A 16659-nucleotide genomic window follows, 5' to 3' on the forward strand; every position below is an offset into this window, starting at 1 on the left:
CCTCGAAAAGCTCCCAACCAAGCGCTTCCGCCAGTCCGTTGCCACCTACAACAACACCCCGCGCAAATGCCTTGACTTCAGAACCCCGGCAGAGGCCTTCTCCTCTCAACTGTTGCACTTCGAGTGTGAATCCACCTCCTGGCTTTCGCCAGGACGACGACGGAGGCTTAAACAGCCATCTTCCGATGCAGCACCGGCGCGCCGGTGGTGAGGCTTTCGGCCGCATCGATGATGGCGTTGGCGTCGATGCCGTAGTGGCGGTAGAGGTCGGCGATGGTGCCGGTCTGGCCGAACTGCTCGACGCCGAGTGCCTCGACGCGGTGGCCGCGGACACTGCCGAGCCAGCCGAGCGCGGAAGGATGGCCGTCGATCACGGTCACGATGCCGCAGTCGCGCGGCAGCGGTGCCAGCAGCTTCTCGATGTGGCTGAGGTGCTGCACGCCGCGCCTGTCACGCCGCAATTTCCGTGCGGCGGTCCAGCCCGCGTGCAGGCGGTCGGCCGATGTGATCGCGAGCAGGCCGATGTCGCGGCGGCTCTCGCCGATGAAGCCGGTCGCCTCGATCGCCTCGGGCGCCACCGCGCCGGTATAGGCGATCACGAGTTCGGCATTGGGGCCCGGCTTACGCAGCCAATAGGCGCCGTCGGTGATGCCTTGCTGAAGCTCCGGCGTCATGATCCGCTGCGCCTGCTCGATGCTGCGCGTCGAGAGGCGCAGATAGACGGAACCGCCCTCACCCGGATCGCGCTGCATGTGATTGAAACCCCAGCCCATGATCACGGCGAGCTCGTCGACGAAGGCCGGCTCGAACGAGGCGAGGCCATCCTGCGCCATGCCGATCAGCGGCGTCGCGATCGACTGGTGCGCGCCGCCCTCGGGCGCGAGCGTGATGCCTGACGGCGTCGCCGCCACCATGAAGCGCGCATCCTGGTAGCAGGCATAGTTCAGCGCATCGAGCCCGCGCTCGATGAAGGGATCGTAGAGCGTGCCGACCGGCAAGAGCCGCGCGCCGTTGATCTGGTGCGACAGGCCGAGCGCCGAGAGCATGATGAACAGGTTCATCTCGGCGATGCCGAGCTCGAGATGCTGGCCCTTGGGCGAGGCGTCCCAGTTGTAGGTGGAGGGAATTTTCTCGCTGCGGAATAAGTCCGCCTTCTCGGCGTTTGCGAACAGGCCGCGCCGGTTCACCCACGGGCCGAGATTGGTCGAGACGGTGACGTCGGGAGAGGTCGTCACGATGCGCCTGGCGAGTTCGCTATCGCCGCGCGCGATCTCGTTCAGCACGAGGCCAAAGCCCTGCTGGGTGGACATCTGCGGCGACGGCTTGAAGGCGAGCTGCTGTGGCACCTCGACGACGGGCGCGGTCAGCCGGCGGCCGTCCTGGTTGAACGGCACGCGCGCGAGAAACGCGTCGAGCTCGGCGGGAGCTAGCGCGAGGCCCTCGTACTTGTCCCATTCGTGGCCGGGCCGGATGTTCTGGCTCTCGCGATATTTCTCCATCTGCGTGACCGTCATCAGGCCTGCATGGTTGTCCTTGTGGCCCTGGAACGGCAGGCCGACGCCCTTGATGGTGTAGGCAATGAAGCAGACCGGGCGATCGTGGTCGATGGATTCGAACGCATCCAGCATGCTCGCCATGTCGTGGCCACCGAGGTTCGACATCAGCGCCAGCAGTTCCTCATCGCTGCGCTTGTCGATCAGCTTGGTGATCGGCCCCTGGTCGCCGATCTCGTCGTGCAGATGCTTGCGGAAGGCCGCGCCGCCCTGGAAGCACAGCGCCGCATAGAGCGCATTCGGGCAATTGTCGATCCAGCGCTTGAGCGCCTCGCCGCCCGGCTCGGCGAAGGCCTCGCGCATCAGCCGGCCGTATTTCACGATCACCACGTCCCAGCCGAAATTGCGGAACATGGTCTCGAACTTTTCCCAGAGCCCTTCGCGCACGACGGCGTCGAGCGACTGGCGGTTGTAGTCGACCACCCACCAGGTGTTGCGCAGGCCGTGCTTCCAGCCTTCTGCCAAGGCTTCGAAGATGTTGCCCTCGTCCATCTCGGCGTCGCCGACCAGCGCGATCATCCGCCCTTCGCGGCGATCCTTCATCCAGCCATGCGCCTTGACGTAGTCCTGCACCAGCGAGGCGAACAGCGTCTGCGCAACGCCGAGGCCGACCGAGCCGGTCGAGAAATCGACGTCGTCGACGTCCTTGGTGCGCGAGGGATAGGACTGCGCGCCCTTGAAGCCGCGAAAATTCTCCAGCTTCTCGCGGCTCTGCCGCCCGAACAGATACTGGATGGCGTGGAACACCGGGCTCGCATGCGGCTTCACCGCAACGCGGTCCTCAGGGCGCAACACGCTAAAATACAGCGCCGACATGATGGTCGCGAGCGAGGCCGACGAGGCCTGGTGGCCGCCGACCTTCAACCCGTCCGCGTTGGAGCGGATATGGTTGGCGTGGTGGATGGTCCATGACGACAGCCACAGCGCCTTGCGGGCCAGGGCAGTCAGGGTTTCGAGACGCGCGGAATCGACGGGCATGGCGATGCTCCGGAAAAATCTGGCCTCGATGATACTCCCGCGAGGGGCGCCAAACTTCTCAATTTTTCGCGCCATACCTGCCGATATTGGGATATTTTACCAATCGAATGCCCCCTGACCCAGGTTTCATCCCAATGCCCGAGCTCGACGCCATCGACCGCAAAATCCTCAGCTACCTCCAGAACGACAGCCGCCTGACCATGCAGGAGCTCGCCGACAAGGTTGGGCTCTCGGTGTCGCCCTGCCACCGCCGGGTCAAGCTGCTGGAGGAGCGCGGCGTCATCTCGCGCTATATCGCGACCGTCGACCAGAAGGCGCTCGGCCTGCATGTCAGCGTCTTCATCTCGATCAAGCTGGCGCGGCAGAAGGAGGAGGACCTCAACCGCTTCGCGCGCGCGATCTCGAAATGGGACGAGGTGCTGGAGTGCTATCTGATGACCGGCAACCGCGACTATCTGCTGCGCGTCGTCGCCGCCGATCTCGCTTCCTACGAGACCTTCCTGAAGACCAAGCTGACCCGGCTCGACGGCATCGCCTCGATCGAGTCGAGCTTTGCGCTGAGCCAGGTGAAATATTCGATCGCGCTGCCGGTGTGACGGTCCACCGGGCCGCCGGTGTCACATGGACGCAATAATGCCCGCCGATGGTCGTGGGGACATTGGCATCTCAGCCGAGAGAAGGATCCATGACGACAGCCGACCGCCCCACCGACGCCGCCATGCGCGACCGCTTCTACCAGGAGATCGCCGACGATCTCGACGAGGAGCTGGAGCTCGAGCTCGACGACTCCAGGCTTGACGAACTGCTGGACGAGACCGACGCGCTTCGCCCGACGGTGGATCGCAGGCTCTATTTCCGTGAGCTGCTGCGGTTGCAGGGCGAGCTGGTCAAGCTCCAGGACTGGGTGCAGAGCGAAAAGAAGAAGGTCGTGGTGCTGTTCGAGGGCCGCGACTCCGCCGGCAAGGGCGGCGTGATCAAGCGCATCACCCAGCGGCTCAATCCCCGCATCTGCCGCGTCGCCGCCCTTCCGGCGCCGAGCGAGCGCGAGCGCTCGCAATGGTATTTCCAGCGCTACGTGGCGCATCTTCCTGCCGGCGGCGAGATGGTGCTGTTCGATCGCAGCTGGTACAACCGCGCCGGCGTCGAGCGCGTGATGGGCTTCTGCTCAGAGCACGAGTACCAGGAATTCTTCAAGACGGTGCCGGAATTCGAGCGGATGCTGATCCGCTCCGGCATCATCCTGGTCAAATACTGGTTCTCGATCACCGATGACGAGCAGCAGTTCCGCTTCAGCATGCGTATCAGGGACCCCCTGAAGCAGTGGAAGCTGAGCCCGATGGACGTCGAGGCGCGCAGCCGCTGGGAGCACTACACCAAGGCCAAGGAGACGATGCTGGAGCACACCCACCTTCCGGATTCGCCGTGGTGGATCGTCGACGCCGTGGACAAGAAGCGCGCCCGGCTCAACTGCATTGCGCACCTTCTGAGCCAGATCCCCTACCAGGAGGTCGGCCGCGCACCGGTGGTGCTGCCGCCGCGCGCCCGCAATCCCGACTACCACCGCGGCCCGATCCCGCCGGAGATGTATGTGCCTGCGAAATATTGAGAAGATCTCGTAGGGTGGGCAAAGCGCAGCGTGCCCACCGTTCTCACCACAGACGCGGATGCATGGTGGGCACGGCGCTGCGCGCCTTTGCCCACCCTACGACACTGCTACCGCCACGGCTGCACGATGATCTTGGTGTGCGCCTCCGGATTGGCGAGGTCGGCGAAGGCTTTTGCGACGCCGTCGAGGCCGACCTCGGCCGTCACCATGGCTGCGGCGTCCACCTGCCCTTCGGCGATCAGGCGCAGCGAGCTTGCGAACTCGTCCGGCGTGTAGCCGAGCACGTACTGGACGTTGAGCTCCTTCATGATGCCGAGCATGGGCTCGTTCCTGTCGGTCTCCATGCAGACGCCGACCACGACGATCCTGGCATCGCGCGGGGCGCCCTCGAACACCTGCTGCAACAGGCCGGGCACGCCGACGCATTCGAAGATGATTGCGGGCTTCAGTGCCGGCAGCATGGCCTGCAACTGCGGCCGCGCCGCCTTCTCGCCCTCCGACATCTGCGCGTGCTCGGCCCAGGTCGCGTAAGGCTGCGACACCTTGGGATCGACGACGATATCGGCGCCGAGCCTGGCCGCGAGCGCGCGCCGCGCCGGCGAATAGTCGGCGGCGACGATCGGATGCAGACCCCTGATCTTCAGCGCGGCAATCACCGCGAGCCCGACCGGGCCGCAGCCGATCACGAGCGGCACCTCGCCGCCGCTTATGTTGGCTTTTGCCACGGCGTGGACACCGACGGCGAGCGGCTCGGTCAGTGCGGCATGTTCGGGAGCCAAGCCGTTGGGCACCTCGAGCAGCAGCGCTTCGCTGAGCAGCATCGCTTCGGCATAGCCGCCGATATTGTCGTTGGAATAGCCGATGCCCTCGATGCCCTGCGCCGTCACCAAAGCCGGCAGCGAGCAGACATGGGTGCCGGGCTTGAGCTTGCGCGCGGTGCCGGGACCGTAGTCGACGATCTCGCAACAGAATTCATGACCGAACACGACGTCGCGGGCGAGGTCCATCGGCTTGCGGCCGACCTTCCGCGCCATCTCGACCATGCGGTGGGCGTGCTGGCGCGCATGCAGGTCGGAGCCGCAAATGCCGCAGGCGAGCGTCTTGACCAGCACCTGGCCGAGGCCCGGCTTCGGCTCGGCCATCTGACCAACGACAATCTCACCGTTCCTGAAGATCGCAGCGCGCATCCGGCTCCTCCCGTATTGTTGTTGGAGCCGTTGATAGCACGACGCGGAAGCTGCGAACTTGCGTCAGGCGTTCGGGGAACGCTCTTCGAGCACCAGGAGCTGGGCGCGGCGGACGCGCTCGCGATGGGCGATGTAGAGACCGCTGGCGACGATGAAGGCCGCGCCGACGATGGTCCAGATGCTCGGCACCTCGCCGAAGATGAAGAAGCCGAGAATGCTGACCCACAACAATTGCGAGTAGGAGAAGGGCGCCAGCACCGAGGCATCGCCGTAGCGATAGGCGAGCACGACGATCCACTGGCCCGCCGTGGAGGCGACGCCGATGAAGATGCCGAGCGCAATCGCGGTCCAGGACGGCGTGACCCAGACGAACGGCACGATTGCGGTGAGGATCGCAAGGCCCGTCAGCGAGGAATAGGCCATGGTGGTGACGACGGCCTCACGACCGCTCATCATGCGCGTCAGGATCAGCGTGCCGGCCCAGCAAGCGGCCGAGATGACCGGGAAGAACGCTGCGAGTTGAAACGCGCCGGTGCCCGGGCGCAGGATGATCAGCACGCCGATCAGGCCGAGCGCGGTGGCGAACCAGCGGCGCATGCCCACCTTCTCACCGAGGAAGACGATGGAGAGCGCAGTGACGAACAGCGGTGCGACGAAGCCGGTTGCGGACGCCTCCGCGATCGGCAGGAAGCGCAAGCCCGTGATGAAGAACAGCGAGGAGCCAAGCAGCACCGCGCCGCGCATCACATGCAATCCGAGGCGCTCGGTGCGCATCGCGTAGTACGGCGAGGACCGCAGCATCACAGGCGTGAATATCAGCGCGAAGGTGAGGAAGCGGATCCAGGTGATCTGGATCGACGGCAGGCTGGTCGAAAGATATTTCGCGGTGATGTCGGAGCAGCCGAGAAATACCGTCGACAGCAGGATCAGCGCGATGCCCTTGAAGGGATGGTCGACGCGCGCAGGCGCGCGGCGGCCGACGTTCTTCTTCTCCGGCATAGGCATGGAAATACTGTCGAGCCTTGCGGCTGCGGCGGGCGGCGGAGTCACGGCAGAAACTCTGGAAAAATGCGAATCGGGGACGGCTGTAAAAAACGACAAATGCGCCGCTTTCACAACTTCCGAAAACAGGATGCCGATATGCGCTGAGGGCTGCGCGCGTCAATATTCCATTAAGAATGCGCGCTTGCTGCACTACAGCATGGGAAGACCTCGCGGCTTCGGACCACGCGGAAACGCCGCATCCAGCGCCGCAATCTCCCCTTTCGTCAACACGAGATCGCCGGCGGCCGCATTCTCGCCGGCATGTTCCGCCGACGACGCCTTCGGGATCGCGAACACCGTAGTTGCACGGGTGAGAAAGCTCAGCGCGACCTGACGCGGTGTCACGCGCCGCGCCTCCGCGATGCGCGCCAGCACGGCGCCGCCCTTGCTGTTGCTTGCCGGAAAATCGTCGTGGCCGAACGGAGAGTATGCGACGACAGCGACGCCATGCTTCTCGCACCACGGGATCACCGCATGCTCGATCGCACGTTCCTTCAGATGATAGAGCACCTGATTGCAGGCGATGCGGCCCTCGCCCGCGACATCGAGCATCTCGTCGAGATCGTCGGTGTCGAAATTGGAGACGCCCCAGGATTTGATCTTGCCGGCCTTCACCAGCTCCTCGAACGCGGCGACGGTGTCCTCGAGCGGATAGGAACCGCGCCAGTGCAAGAGATAGCAATCGAGGCGATCGGTCTTGAGCCGCTTCAGCGAGCGTTCGCAGGCGGTAATCGTGCCGCGGCGCGACGCATTGCTCGGCAGCACTTTCGAGACGAGGAAAACGTCCTCGCGCCGGCCCGCGATCGCGTCGGCAATGACGAGCTCGGCATCGCCATACATCTCGGCGGTATCGATATGGGTCATGCCGAGATCGAGCCCGCGCTGAAGCGCTGCGATCGCGCGCTTGCGGTCGCCATGGTCGAGATACCAGGTGCCCTGCCCGATGACGGAGACGTTGGCGCCGGTCTTGCCGAAGGAGTTTGTATTCATGTTCGCTCCGATCTCCGCTGTTTCTTCTCCCTCTCCCCCGTTCTTAAGGGGCCGCGACGAGCTTCGCTCGCGCTGAGAGGGTTGGGGTGAGGGGCTACTTCCGCAAAGTCTATGACAGTTAGACTCGCGGAGACTCCCCCTCACCCGCCGCGCTACGCGCGTCGGCCTCTCCCCGCAAGTGGGGAGAGGCGAAGAACTACAATCCGCCGATGTCCGCGACCAGCACGCTGCCGGTCGCGGACTCCGTGATATAGAGACGATCCTTGCTTTCGCCACCGATCGCGACATTGGTGCAGTTCGGCCCCGCGCACGACTTGATCCGCGCGATCAATTCGCCGTTCGGCGCGAACACGAAGACGTGGCCGAGCGAGGCGTGGCCGACGAACAGACGGCCACGCGCGTCCATCGTCATGCCATCAGGGCCACTGGTGCCGAACAGCGAGCAGAAGCGGCCGACCTTCGACACGCTGCCGTCCTTCATGAACGGCAGCCGCCACACCGCGTTGTCGCGTGTCATCGCGACGAACAGCACGGTCTCGGTTGGATCGAGCACCAGGCCGTTCGGGCTGATACCGGTGTCGATGAGGCAGTCGAGCCTGCCGCCCGGCGTCAGCCGGTACACGCGGCCGCTCGGATCGTGCAGGCCGGTCTGGCCTTGATCGGTGAAATAGATGTCGCCGCTGGAGGCCAGATGCAGGTCGTTGCAGCCGCGGAAGGATTCCGAATTGCGCGCGGTCAGGATAGGCTTGATGCGGCCGGCCGTCGCATCGAGCTCCATGATGCCGTGCATGTAGTCGGCGACCAGGATGCGGCCGTCGGCCGCGATCTTCAATCCGTTCGGCCAGCCTTCATATTCGACGATTTGCGACCATTCGCCGTCAGGCGCGATGCGGAAGATGCGGCCGAAGGGAATGTCGACGATGTAGAGATTGCCGTCCCTGTCGAATGACGGCCCCTCGATGAAGCTATCGGTCGCAACACCCGGCCGGTTGGCATCGGCCCAATCCGTCCGCACGCCCTTGCGGCGGAACTTGTCGGGCATGGCGGAGAAGAGTGACGTCTCGATGAGACGCGGCGGCGTTTCCAGGTACATCATGGTTGTTATAGGTGCTGCTGATGGGAGAGCGCGGCAACATAGGGCACAATCGAGGGCGCGTCGATTGGGGCGGAGGTATGGCGCCACGCCCTCACCGTCATTCCCCGCGAAAGCGGGGAATCCAGTACGCCGCGGCCTCACCGCATAATCACAGATGTCTCGGCGTACTGGATCGCCCGGTCAAGCCGGGCGATGACAGCGGAGTCTCCGGCAACGACCGAGAACGTCGCCCCTACCCCGCCGCGCCCGCAAGCTTCGCCTGCTTCACTGGCGCTACCTCCGTCGTCGCGATCAGGCGCTTCAGCTCGGGGATGCAGGAGCCGCAATTGGTGCCGGCCTTGAGCCTGGCGCCGATCTCGGCCGTCGTTCGCGCCCCAGTCGCGATGCTGTCGCAGATGGTGCCGCGGCCGACGCCGAAGCAGGCGCAGACGATCGGGCCGGTCGTGGCGGCGCCTTCGCTGGACTTGCCGGACAGCAGCATGCGGCGCTGGTCGTCGGTGACCTGATCGGCCACGAACAGGCTCTTCACCACGTCCCAGTCGCCGGCATCATGAGCGGGGCCGACGAACAGGCAGGTCTCGATGCGATCGCCTGCGAACGAGGCCGCACGATAGACGCCGCCGCCGAAATCGCGGTACTCGGCGACATCCTCGCCGGCGACACTCTCGAGCCAGGCGGGCCAGCGCGACAGATCGGCGTTGTCGGCGAAGAGATAGCCGAAGCCGCCGCTGACCGTGACGCGCGTCCACAGCAGATTGGGCGGCAGATCGAGCTGTTTGCGCGACAGCGCGAAGCCGCGGAAGACGTATTCATAGGGCGCGATCGCGGCCGGCGTCGCCTTCGATTCCGGCTGTCCCGAGAACGGGTCGGTGAAGGACTGCACCAGCGCGCCGACGCGGCCGTGCGAGGCGTTCATCGCGCTCCAGTGGATCGGCACGAACAGCGTGCCGCGCTGCTGCCGATCGCTGACGACCACCTTCAGGATGCACTGCCCGTAATCGGTGGTGATGCGGGCATAGCCGTCGTGGGCGATGCCGTATTTGCCGGCGTCGTCTGGATGGACCTCGACGAAGGGCTCGGGCAGATGCGCGCCCAGCCGCTGGCTGAGACCCGTGCGCGTCATGGTGTGCCACTGGTCGCGGATGCGCCCGGTGTTGAGCCGTAAGGGGCGCGACGCGCCGGTCTCGCCGCGCAGCGACGGCATCTCCGGCGCGACGAAGCGACCTTTGCCGTCATTGGTGAAGAAGCCACCGCTCGCGAAGAAGCGCTCGCCGGGCGCTTCGCCTTCGCGCACCGGCCACTGCACGGGCTTCAAGGCGTCGAAGGCCTCGTTCGAGAGCGAGGTCAACGCGCCGATGTCGAAATCGCGGCTGCCGTCGTTCTCGAACGCCGAAAGCGCCGCGTGCTCGCGGAAAATATCGGCGGCGGATTTGTAGTCAAAACTGTCGCCGAAGCCGAGACGTTTTGCGGTCTCGCTGAGAATCCACCAGTCCGGCCGCGCCTCGCCCGGCGCCGGCAGGAACGAGCGCTGGCGCGAGATGCGCCGTTCGGAGTTGGTCACCGTGCCCGACTTCTCGCCCCAGGCCAGCGCAGGCAGCAGCACATGCGGGCCGGCCTCGACCGTGTCGTTGGAGAGCACGTTCTCGGAGACCACGAACAGCTCGAGCTTTTTCAGTGCCTCGCGCACGAAGTCCGCATCGGGCAGCGACACCGCGGGGTTGGTACCCATCACCCACAGCGCCTTGACCTCGCCGCGGTTGATCGCCTCGAACAGCTGCACCGCCTTCAGCCCCTCATGGGTGGCGATGCGCGGCGCCTTCCAGAACCGCCTGACACGGTCGATGTCCGGCGGCGTGAAGTTCATGTGCGCGGCGAGCTGATTGGCGAGACCGCCGACCTCGCGGCCGCCCATCGCGTTGGGCTGGCCGGTGAGCGAGAACGGCGAGGCGCCCGGCTTGCCGATGCGGCCCGTGGCGAGATGGCAGTTGAGGATCGCGTTGACCTTGTCGGTGCCCTGCGCCGACTGGTTGACCCCTTGCGAATAGAGCGTGACGACGCGCTCGACATCACGGAACATCTTGAAAAACGTCGCGACGTCCTGCTCGGAGAGGCCTGTGGCCAGCGCGGTCGCAGTGACGCTGCCGGCGATATTGCGCGCGCGCGCCAGCGCGTCGTCGAAGCCCGACGTGTTGGCCGCGATGTAGTCCTGGTCCAGCGCGCCGCTGTCGGCGAGATGGACGAACAGGCCCGAGAACAAGGCGGTGTCGGTGCCGGGCTTCAGCCCCAGGAACAGATCGACGTCGCTGGCCGTGTCGGTGCGGCGCGGGTCGATCACGATCATGCGGGCGCCGCGCTCCTGCCTGTTCTTCAGCATGCGCTGGAACAGGACCGGGTGGCACCAGGCCGCGTTCGAGCCGACGAAGACCAGCAGGTCGGCCTGGTCGAGATCCTCGTAGCAGCCGGGCACGGTGTCGGCGCCGAAGGCGCGGCGATGGCCGGCGACCGAGGACGACATGCAGAGCCGCGAATTGGTGTCGACATTGGCGGTGCCGACAAAGCCCTTCATCAGCTTGTTGGCGACGTAGTAATCCTCGGTCAGGAGCTGGCCCGAAAGATAGAACGCGACCGCATCGGCGCCGTCGCGCGCCACGATGTGCTGCATGCGGTGGGCGACGTGGTCGAGCGCATCGCTCCAGGCGACGCGCTCCAGCACGCCCTTGCAGCGGATCATCGGGTAGAGCAGCCGGCCCTCCAGCCCGACGGTCTCGCCGAGCGCCGAGCCCTTCGAGCACAGCCGGCCGAAATTGGCGGGATGGTCCGGGTCGCCGGCGATCGCCGCTCCGCCCTTGCCGTCGGGCGTTGCGAGCACGCCGCAGCCAACACCGCAATACGGGCAGGTGGTCTTGGTGGTCCGGAGCGTCGGGTCGATCGCCGTCATATCGAGCTGCCTTATCAAGCCGCCTCTATCAAGCCGCTTTGGAGGGACGCGCGAGCGCGCGGCCGAACATCATGTCGGTACGGATCGCCGCCACCTTGTCGCGGTTGCGGATCAGTTCGAGATACCAGAGCGCATCGACGGTATCGCCGATCAGTACCGCGCCGGTGAGCCGGCCGTCGGCGATGACGAGCTTCTTGTAGGTCCCGCGCCTGCGGTCGGACAGCACGAGGCTCTCGCTGCCCTCCCCGCCCATGAAGTCGCCGGCGGAGAACACGCTGACGCCCGAGACCTTCAGATTGGTCGAGACCACGCTGCCCTGATAAGCGGCGGGCCGGCCTGCGAGATGCCGCGCCAGCACGCGCGCCTGCTCATAGGCGGGCTCGACCAGGCCATAGCAGGTGCCGCGATGCTCGGCGCATTCACCGAGCGCGAAGATGTCGGGTGACGCCGTCTGCATGACGTCGTTGACCACGATGCCGCGGTTGACCGCGATGCCGGCGTCCTTGGCCAACGCGATATTGGGCTTGATGCCGGCGGCAAAGATCACGGCATCGGTCTCGATGCGGCTGCCGTCGGCGAGCTCGACGGCTTCGACATGGCCGTCGCCATGGATGCACTTCGTGCTGGCATTGAGCAGGATGCGGATGCCCTTGCGCTCGACCAGCGTCTTGAGCAGGTCGGCGGCCGGCCCATCGAGCTGGCGCTCCATCAGCCGGTCCATCAGATGCAGCAGCGTCACCGGGGCGCCGGCCTTGGCAAGCCCATAGGCCGCCTCCAGCCCGAGCAGACCGCCGCCGACCACGACGACGCGCTTCTTCGCCGCCGCAAGCGTCAGCAGCAGGTCGACGTCGCGCGTGTCGCGGAACGTATGCACGCCGGCGAGATCGGCGCCCGGCACGTTGAGCCGCAGCGGCGTCGATCCCGTGGCAAGCACGAGCTTGGAATATTCCATGCTCTCCTCGCCCTCGATCTTGAGCTCGCGGCGGCCGGTGTCGATCTCGGTGACGCGGTAGCCGTAGCGCACCGTGACGCCGCGATGGCGCCACCAGTCGGCCGGCCGCAGCTCGATCTCGTGCGAGCCGGTCTCGCCGGCCAGCACGGAGGAGAGCAGCACGCGGTTGTAAGCGAGCCTCGGTTCATCGCCGATAACGGCAACCGCGTAGCGGCCAAGCGCGGTCTTGGCGAGCTCGTCGACCAGACGCGCGGCCGCCATACCGTTACCGACGATGACCAGCGGTTCACTCACAAGGCATCTCCTATTCGGCGGCCTGCGCCTGAGCGCCGTAGGCCTCGGAAATCATGTAGCCGGACAGCACGCCGTAGGCGTCGGTCCAGGCCGTGGCGAGTTCGGGCGTCCAGGCTTCGCCGAGACCCTTCTCCAGGGTCCACAGCAAGGTCGCGCCGACGACGGGGTAGTGCTCGGCCTTGGCGCCGTAGGCGACGTGACGCTTGGCAAGCGCCGAGGCCGCGGGAAGAATCGAGTCCAGGTTCGACAGGCCGCCGACGACGGCAGCAAGCATGCCCATCAGCTTCTTGCGCTGCTCGGTCATGTCTTCAGGAAACATCGCGCGCACGGACGGCGCCACCTCGAACAGGCGATCGTAGAACAGCACCGCTGCGGTTTCCGAAATCGGCGCGACCTTGGCGAAGCTCTGCTGGACGAGGGCGATCTGTTCTGAAGTCATGGTGTTCTCCTGCCTGTTGGGTTTGTCTTGGTGCGCGCCATTGCGAACCAGGTTCATGGTCAAACTGTCGGGCAATGCTTCTCCCCGCGTACGGGGAGAAGCGAGATTCATACCAAGCGGTCACACCCTTGCTTCGGCGAGGCTTGGCGCGCCTTCACGCTGCGGGCTGCGACGCAGGTAGAACCACCAGGTCAGGCCGAGGCAGGACGCGTAGAAGGCGAGATAGATCGCGAGCGCGAGCTGCGGCCCGCCGGTCATGGCGATCGACTTGCCGAAACCGCTCGGGATCAGATAGCCGCCGACAGCGCCGACCGCGCCGATGAAGCCAACCGCCGCACCGCTCTCGATGCTCGCCGTCTTCAGGGCGACCGCGCGCGCCGCATCGCCCTTGCCGCGCACCTTGAACAGGTTCTGCTCGCGGAAGATCGAGGGGATCATGCGGTAGGTCGAGCCGTTGCCGATGCCCGTCGTCACGAACAGGATCAGGAACATCGACAGGAAGCCGATGAAATCCTTGTGCCCGACGAAATAGAGCACGCCGACGGTGGCGCCCGCCATCACGATGAAGTTCCAGAAGGTGATGACCGAGCCGCCGATCCTGTCGGCCAGCCAGCCGCCGAACGGACGCGACAGCGAACCGACGAGAGGCCCGAGGAACGCGATCGCGATCGTCACCGACGGAAACTGCGTCTTGATCAGCAGCGGAAACGCCGCGGAGTAGCCGATGAAGGAGCCGAACGTGCCAATGTAAAGGTACGCCATGATCCAGGTGTGCTTGCGCTTGACCACCGCGAGCTGATTCCTGATCGACGACTTGGCCGTGGTCAGGTTGTTCATGAAGAACACCGCGCCGAACACCGCGATCGCGATCGGCAGCACCCACATCAGGCCGGCGTTCTGAAGGAACACGCCGTCGACGGGGGTTGCCTGGAACAGGTTGATGACGGCGAGCGTCATCAGGATCGGGGTCAGGAGCTGCACGCTGGAGACACCGATATTGCCACCGGCTGCGTTGAGGCCCAGCGCCCATCCCTTCATCTTGTCCGGGAAGAAGAAGGAGATGTTGGTCATGCTGGAGGCGAAATTGCCGCCGCCGAGACCGGCGGTCGAGGCGATCAGCAGCATCAGCCAGAACGGCGTGTCGGGCTGGCTGACGAAATAGGCGAGCGACAACGTCGGAATGAACAGGATGGCCGCGCTGAAAATGGTCCAGTTGCGACCGCCGAACGTCGTCACCGCGAATGTGTAGGGAAAACGCATCAGCGCGCCGATCAGGCCCGGCACGGCAACGAGCTGGAACAGCTGGTCGGTGGTGTAATGGAAGCCTGCCTGCGGCAGCTTGGTGGTGACGATGCTCCAGATCAGCCAGACCGAGAAGCCGATATGCTCGGCCACGATCGACCAGATCAGGTTGCGTCGCGCGATAGTCTTGCCAGTCGCGTTCCAGAACGCCTCGTCTTCGGGGCGCCAGTCTGAAATCCAGGTCGGATTCTTCGTCATTGAGTATCCCTTCTAGGCTCACCGCTGCGTCGTTGCAGGCTCAGCCTCCAGGCGCGGAGGCGCGCTCCGAGGCTTCACCCCGGTGGCGAGTTCACGATGCTGATTGATGATGTTGAGGGACGTCGTCGTTGGCGTCGCGCAAATGCTTTTCAATTTCCGTGCCAACTGCGCGCGCTCGGGAAATACAGGGAATTCAGGGGCTTGTTCGAATTGCCCGAAATTCTTGCAGGGCTATTTCGCACGCAAATTTTGCGATTCGCTCAATCCCTGTGCGCCGCACAAGGATTGAGCGAGGTGTCGATTATTTAGGCGCGCACATCTTCCGCGTTAAACCTTCGTTTACGCGGCTTCTACGAAGCGATGACGCTCGTAGAGGAATTCGAGCACGCGCTGCCGGCACTTCAGATAGGTGGTGTTGGTGGCGAGCTCGAGCCGCTTGCGGGGACGCGCCAGCGGCACCTCCAGCACCTCGCCGATGCGCGCGCTTGGCCCGTTCGTCATCATCACGATACGGTCGGACAGGAGCACGGCCTCGTCGACATCGTGGGTGATCATCAGAATGGTGTTGCCGAGCTTCTGGTGCAGCGCCATCACCGAGTCCTGCAGATGCGCGCGGGTCAGCGCGTCGAGTGCGCCGAACGGCTCGTCGAGTAGCAGCACCTTCGGCTCCATCGCCAGCGCCCGCGCGATGCCGACGCGCTGCTTCATGCCGCCGGAGATTTCGGAAGGACGCTTGTCCTTGGCGTGCGCCATCTGCACCAGATTGAGATTGTGCATCACCCAGGCGTCGCGCTCGGCCCGCGTCTTGGTCTTGGCGAACACCTTGTCGACACCGAGCCTGACGTTCTCGTAGACCGTGAGCCAGGGCAGCAGGCTGTGGTTCTGGAACACCACGGCGCGATCGGGCCCCGGCGAGTTGACCTCGCGGTTCTCCAGCAGCACGCCGCCGGTCGAGGCGTTGGTCAGCCCTGCGATGATGTTGAGCAGGGTCGACTTGCCGCAGCCGGAATGGCCGATGATCGAGACATATTGCCCCTTCTCGATCGTCAGACTGATGTCCTTCAGGACCTCCGTGGTGGCGGCGCCGCGGGTAAAAATCTTGTCGATGTGGTCGAGCTTCAGATAGGCGGTCATGTGTCCCTCCCCTCAGTTCATCGCGGTGCCGCGGGTGACGATCTTGCCGAGGCCCGCAATCAGGCGATCGAGCACGAAGCCGACGATGCCGACATAGATCAGAGCCAGGATGATCTCGCTGATGTGCGAGGAGTTCCAGGCGTCCCAGATGAAGAAGCCGATGCCGACGCCGCCGATCAGCATTTCGGCGGCGACGATGGCGAGCCACGACAGACCGATGCCGATGCGCAGGCCGGTGAAGATGTAGGGCGCGGCCGCCGGGATCATGACCTTGCCGAAGAACTCCAGCGGATTGAGCTGCACGACAGCCGCGACGTTGCGGTAGTCCTGCGGGATGTTGCGGATGCCGACCGCCGTGTTGATGATGATCGGCCAGATCGACGTGATGAAGATGACGAAGATCGCCGAGGGCTGGCCGTCACGGAACGCTGCGAGCGAGAGCGGCAGCCAGGCGAGCGGCGGGATGGTGCGCAGGACCTGGAACAGCGGATCGAGCCCGCGCATCGCCCAGACCGACTGGCCAACCAGCACGCCGAGCGCGATGCCGGCGATCGCGGAGAGCGAATAGCCGAAGGCGACGCGCTGAAGGCTGGCGGAGAGATGCCAGAACAGGCCCTTGTCGATGCCGCCATGGTCGAAGAACGGATCGAGGATCAGCTCCTTGGTGTCCTTGAATACCCGCGACGGCGGCGGCAGTGCCGAGCCGGCGCGGCGGCAGACCAGCTCCCAGACCAGCGTCAGCAGCGCGATCACGACGATCGGCGGGATGACGCGCACAGCGGTCTCGCGCACCATGCGCGCGTAAGCCTCGCTCCGCGGCGGCCGCTTCGGCGTCATCGCGACGACGGGCGCGGCGCTCCCCGCGGGCGTCGCGGTCTCAACCTCAATCTTCGTGGCAGGCATGTTCATCGCTATCTCTCTCCGGCTCCGGGACGATGCGGCCGCCTC

Annotated in this window: 14 protein-coding genes; 3 read left to right on the plus strand and 11 right to left on the minus strand. The window is 65.2% G+C overall.

Annotation, left to right across the window (positions count from 1 at the left end):
- Nucleotides 1-167: 167 nt before the first annotated feature.
- Nucleotides 168-2531, minus strand: coding sequence for a transketolase (locus tag A3M7_RS0125810; RefSeq protein ID WP_027546511.1), 2364 nt, complete (start codon nucleotides 2529-2531; stop codon nucleotides 168-170).
- Nucleotides 2532-2665: 134 nt separating this feature from the next.
- Between A3M7_RS0125810 and A3M7_RS0125815 the strand changes: the two genes are divergently transcribed.
- Together A3M7_RS0125815 and ppk2 are read left to right on the plus strand one after the other, a co-directional pair.
- Nucleotides 2666-3127, plus strand: coding sequence for an Lrp/AsnC family transcriptional regulator (locus A3M7_RS0125815; protein ID WP_027546512.1), 462 nt, complete (start codon nucleotides 2666-2668; stop codon nucleotides 3125-3127).
- 89 nt (nucleotides 3128-3216) lie between these two features.
- Nucleotides 3217-4137 (plus strand): polyphosphate kinase 2, encoded by a 921-nt coding sequence (ppk2, locus tag A3M7_RS0125820; RefSeq protein WP_027546513.1) that lies wholly within the window; start codon nucleotides 3217-3219, stop codon nucleotides 4135-4137.
- Nucleotides 4138-4244: 107 nt separating this feature from the next.
- Here the strand turns inward: ppk2 and A3M7_RS0125825 are convergent, their stop codons facing one another.
- The 8 genes from A3M7_RS0125825 to A3M7_RS0125860 all read right to left on the minus strand — a co-directional run bounded on the left by A3M7_RS0125825 (nucleotide 4245) and on the right by A3M7_RS0125860 (nucleotide 14577).
- On the minus strand, nucleotides 4245-5324 hold the full coding sequence (locus A3M7_RS0125825) for a zinc-binding dehydrogenase (protein WP_027546514.1): 1080 nt from the start codon (nucleotides 5322-5324) through the stop codon (nucleotides 4245-4247).
- A 63-nt stretch (nucleotides 5325-5387) separates the two neighbouring features.
- On the minus strand, nucleotides 5388-6329 hold the full coding sequence (locus tag A3M7_RS0125830) for a DMT family transporter (RefSeq protein WP_027546515.1): 942 nt from the start codon (nucleotides 6327-6329) through the stop codon (nucleotides 5388-5390).
- A gap of 189 nt (nucleotides 6330-6518) precedes the next feature.
- Nucleotides 6519-7358 carry an aldo/keto reductase gene (locus tag A3M7_RS0125835; protein WP_027546516.1) on the minus strand — a complete coding sequence of 280 codons (840 nt, stop codon included), beginning with the start codon at nucleotides 7356-7358 and terminating at the stop codon, nucleotides 6519-6521.
- A 196-nt stretch (nucleotides 7359-7554) separates the two neighbouring features.
- On the minus strand, nucleotides 7555-8451 hold the full coding sequence (locus tag A3M7_RS0125840; RefSeq protein ID WP_049823682.1) for an SMP-30/gluconolactonase/LRE family protein: 897 nt from the start codon (nucleotides 8449-8451) through the stop codon (nucleotides 7555-7557).
- Between the two features lie 235 nt (nucleotides 8452-8686).
- Nucleotides 8687-11392 carry a nitrate reductase gene (locus A3M7_RS0125845; RefSeq protein WP_027546518.1) on the minus strand — a complete coding sequence of 902 codons (2706 nt, stop codon included), beginning with the start codon at nucleotides 11390-11392 and terminating at the stop codon, nucleotides 8687-8689.
- A gap of 28 nt (nucleotides 11393-11420) precedes the next feature.
- A complete protein-coding gene (locus tag A3M7_RS44940) occupies nucleotides 11421-12638 on the minus strand; it encodes an NAD(P)/FAD-dependent oxidoreductase (RefSeq protein WP_049823683.1) in 1218 nt (405 codons plus the stop codon).
- Nucleotides 12639-12648: 10 nt separating this feature from the next.
- Entirely contained in the window at nucleotides 12649-13077 is a 429-nt protein-coding gene (locus A3M7_RS0125855) for a globin family protein (protein WP_027546519.1), read from the minus strand.
- Between the two features lie 120 nt (nucleotides 13078-13197).
- Entirely contained in the window at nucleotides 13198-14577 is a 1380-nt protein-coding gene (locus A3M7_RS0125860; RefSeq protein WP_027546520.1) for an MFS transporter, read from the minus strand.
- A 96-nt stretch (nucleotides 14578-14673) separates the two neighbouring features.
- Here A3M7_RS0125860 and A3M7_RS48870 point away from each other — a divergent pair, with 96 nt between their 5' ends.
- Nucleotides 14674-14886, plus strand: a complete 213-nt coding sequence (locus A3M7_RS48870) for a hypothetical protein (RefSeq protein WP_156936979.1) — start codon at nucleotides 14674-14676, stop codon at nucleotides 14884-14886.
- A gap of 30 nt (nucleotides 14887-14916) precedes the next feature.
- Here A3M7_RS48870 and A3M7_RS0125865 read toward each other — a convergent pair whose 3' ends face one another.
- Both A3M7_RS0125865 and ntrB read right to left on the minus strand, forming a co-directional pair.
- Entirely contained in the window at nucleotides 14917-15711 is a 795-nt protein-coding gene (locus A3M7_RS0125865) for an ABC transporter ATP-binding protein (protein ID WP_027546521.1), read from the minus strand.
- Nucleotides 15712-15723: 12 nt separating this feature from the next.
- Complete coding sequence (gene ntrB / locus A3M7_RS0125870; RefSeq protein ID WP_027546522.1) at nucleotides 15724-16620, minus strand: nitrate ABC transporter permease; 897 nt, start codon at nucleotides 16618-16620, stop codon at nucleotides 15724-15726.
- Nucleotides 16621-16659 lie beyond the last annotated feature (39 nt).

Source organism: Bradyrhizobium sp. WSM2254, assembly GCF_000472645.1.
GTDB lineage: Bacteria > Pseudomonadota > Alphaproteobacteria > Rhizobiales > Xanthobacteraceae > Bradyrhizobium > Bradyrhizobium niftali.